At 71.0% G+C, this 2,526-nt stretch carries 4 protein-coding genes; 2 read left to right on the top strand and 2 right to left on the bottom strand.

Going from position 1 to position 2,526, the window contains the following annotated elements:
- Nucleotides 1-757 (top strand): SDR family NAD(P)-dependent oxidoreductase (locus G6021_RS08050; RefSeq protein WP_182641025.1); only part of this gene is annotated, 757 nt, incomplete at its 5' end.
- Nucleotides 758-805: 48 nt separating this feature from the next.
- On the opposite strand, the gene G6021_RS08045 is transcribed toward G6021_RS08050, so the two are convergent.
- Nucleotides 806-1,216 carry a cupin domain-containing protein gene (locus G6021_RS08045; protein ID WP_182610516.1) on the bottom strand — a complete coding sequence of 137 codons (411 nt, stop codon included), beginning with the start codon at nt 1,214-1,216 and terminating at the stop codon, nt 806-808.
- Nucleotides 1,213-1,638 carry a DUF1622 domain-containing protein gene (locus tag G6021_RS08040; protein WP_182610515.1) on the bottom strand — a complete coding sequence of 142 codons (426 nt, stop codon included), beginning with the start codon at nt 1,636-1,638 and terminating at the stop codon, nt 1,213-1,215. Before G6021_RS08040 ends, G6021_RS08045 begins: the two co-directional genes overlap by 4 nt.
- A gap of 81 nt (nt 1,639-1,719) precedes the next feature.
- Between G6021_RS08040 and G6021_RS08035 the strand changes: the two genes are divergently transcribed.
- Nucleotides 1,720-2,526: LLM class flavin-dependent oxidoreductase (locus G6021_RS08035; RefSeq protein ID WP_182641024.1), on the top strand; the 807-nt coding region annotated here is incomplete at its 3' end.

Below are 2,526 nucleotides of genomic sequence, written 5' to 3'. Positions count from 1 at the left end.
CCACGTCGTGGTGACGGACATCGACCCGGTGGCCGCCCGGCGGGTGGCGGAGGAGATCACCCCGGGCGCGACGGTCACCGGAACCGCCCGGTCGGAGGCGCTCGACGTCACCGACGCCCGGGCGGTGTCGGACCTGGTCGGCGAGGTGGTCGCCGAGCACGGGGGCCTGGACCTGATGTTCGCCAACGCCGGAATCACCTGGGGCGGGGACACCGAGCTGCTCACCCTGGGGCAGTGGGACGCGATCGTCGACGTGAACATCCGCGGGGTCGTGCACTGCGTCCACGCCGCGTACCCGGAGATGATCCGCCGGGGAACGGGATCGCTCGTGCTCACCGCCTCCATGGGCGGGTTGTGCCCGGCGGGCCTGATCACCAGCTACGCCATGACCAAGCACGCGGTGGTGGGGCTCGGGCTCTCGCTGCGCGCGGAGGCGGCCGGCCACGGCGTCGGGGTGACCGTGGTGTGCCCGGCTGCGGTGGACACCGCGATCCTGGACAAGGGCGAGCTCGACGGCTTCGACGGCCGTCACTACTACCTCGAGGGTCAGGGCGTGCGGGAGCCGCTGGACCCGGATCTGCTGGCGGAGAGCGTCCTGCGTGGTGTCCTGGGGAACCGGGCGCTCGTGATCGAACCCGCGCGGGCGCGGGCGACGTGGCGTCTGCAGCGCCTGTCGCCGGCGCTGATGGACACGATGCTCACCAGGTACGTGCGCGCGACGAGGCGCCGGCGGGACGAGGGGCCCGCCGGCGCCTGACGCCGTGGACGAGCTCGGGGACCCAGGTGGCCCTGTGCCCGAGGTGTCTCAGTGCTCGTCGGCGTCCGATTCGGCCTTGGTCGCGTGGACGGTGCCGTGCTCGTGCTCCGGCGGGGCGTAGATCGAGTAGACCTTGAGCGGCTCGTCGCCGATGTTGGTGACGTTGTGCCACGACCCGGCGGGGACGAGGATCACCCAGTCGTCGCCGACCTCCTCGTCGAACTCCAGGCGGTCCTCGGCCGGTCCCATCTGGACGCGACCGCGACCCTGCTCGACCCGCAGGAACTGGTCGTGGTCCTCGTGCACCTCGAGGCCGATGTCGTCCCCGGGAGCGATCGCCATGACCGTCATCTGCAGGTGCTTCCCGGTCCACAGCGTGGTCCGGTAGTTGGTGTTGGCGAGGGTCGCGTCCTCGATGTTGACGACGTAGGGGTGGGGTCCGTGATCGGTGTCGGTCATGGTGTGGTCCTCTCGCTCTCGTGCACGTCGGCTCGCGCCTGGTCGTCTCCATCATGCCGGGTGCGGTCGGCTCGCGATCCGGCTCGCTTCTGCCACGGCCACCGGCCCGAGATCTCGAGTTCGAGCGACCAGCTGAGGAACGTCCTGATGAGCACGACCAACGCGAGCAACCCCACCGAGTCGTAGCTCGGCGAGATCGCGACGGTCCGGATGATGTCCGCGGCCACCAGGAGTTCCAGGCCCAGCAGGATCGCGCGGCCGAGACGGCGCCGGAATGCGGTGTAGACGTCACCCTCCGGGCCGTGTCGGCGACGCGGGTCGAGGGCGAACATGGCCGCCACCAACGCGCCCACCACGATGGCGGCCACGCCGGCCGCGTCCATGGTCTTGCCCACCAGTTCCACGGCCTCTGTGAACGTCATGAACGAACTGTAGACCCGCCCGGCCGGGGCGAGAGGGACCTCCGCAGACCCTATGGTTGACAGATCAACTAAAGTGGGGGCATGACTCAACACACCACCTCCGCCACGCCCGCCACCTCCGCATCTCCAGCGTCACACTCCGTCGCCTTTGGCCTCGACACCTTCGGCGACACCACCGTCGATGACCGAGGCGCGCGGGTCCACCACGCCCAGGTGATCCGGGACGTCGTCGAGCAGGCGGTGCTCGCCGACGAGGTGGGCGTCGACGCCTTCGGGGTGGGGGAGCACCACCGCCCCGACTACGCCGTCTCCGCCCCGGATGTGGTGCTCGCCGGCATCGCGACCCGGACGCAGCGCATCACGCTCGGCTCGGCGGTCACCGTCCTGTCCAGTGACGACCCGGTCCGGGTGTTCCAGCGCTTCTCCACGATCGACGCCCTGTCGAACGGGCGCGCCGAGGTCGTGCTGGGGCGCGGGTCCTTCACCGAGTCGTTCCCGCTGTTCGGCCTCGATCTCCAGCAGTACGAGCAGCTGTTCAGCGAGAAGCTGGACCTGTTCTCCGCGCTGCTGCCCGAGACGCCGGTGACGTGGTCCGGGGAGCTGCGGCGTCCCCTGGTCGACCAGCGCGTGTACCCGGAGACCGAGGGCGGGCTCTCCGCGTGGATCGCCGTGGGCGGCAGCCCCGAATCCGTGGTGCGCGCGGCCCGCTACCGGATGCCCCTCATGCTGGCGATCATCGGCGGGCCCGCCGGCAGCTTCGCCCCCTTCGCCGACCTGTACCGCCAGGCCAACGCGCAGCTCGCGGGCACCGACGCGCCGCGGTTGCCGATCGCCGTGCACTCGCCGGGTTTCGTCGCGGAGACCGACGAGAAGGCCGCCGCCCTGGCC

The organism is Dietzia sp. CW19 (assembly GCF_014145265.1).
Taxonomy (GTDB): Bacteria; Actinomycetota; Actinomycetes; order Mycobacteriales; family Mycobacteriaceae; genus Dietzia; species Dietzia natronolimnaea.
This window is presented reverse-complemented; position numbering and strand designations above follow the sequence as displayed.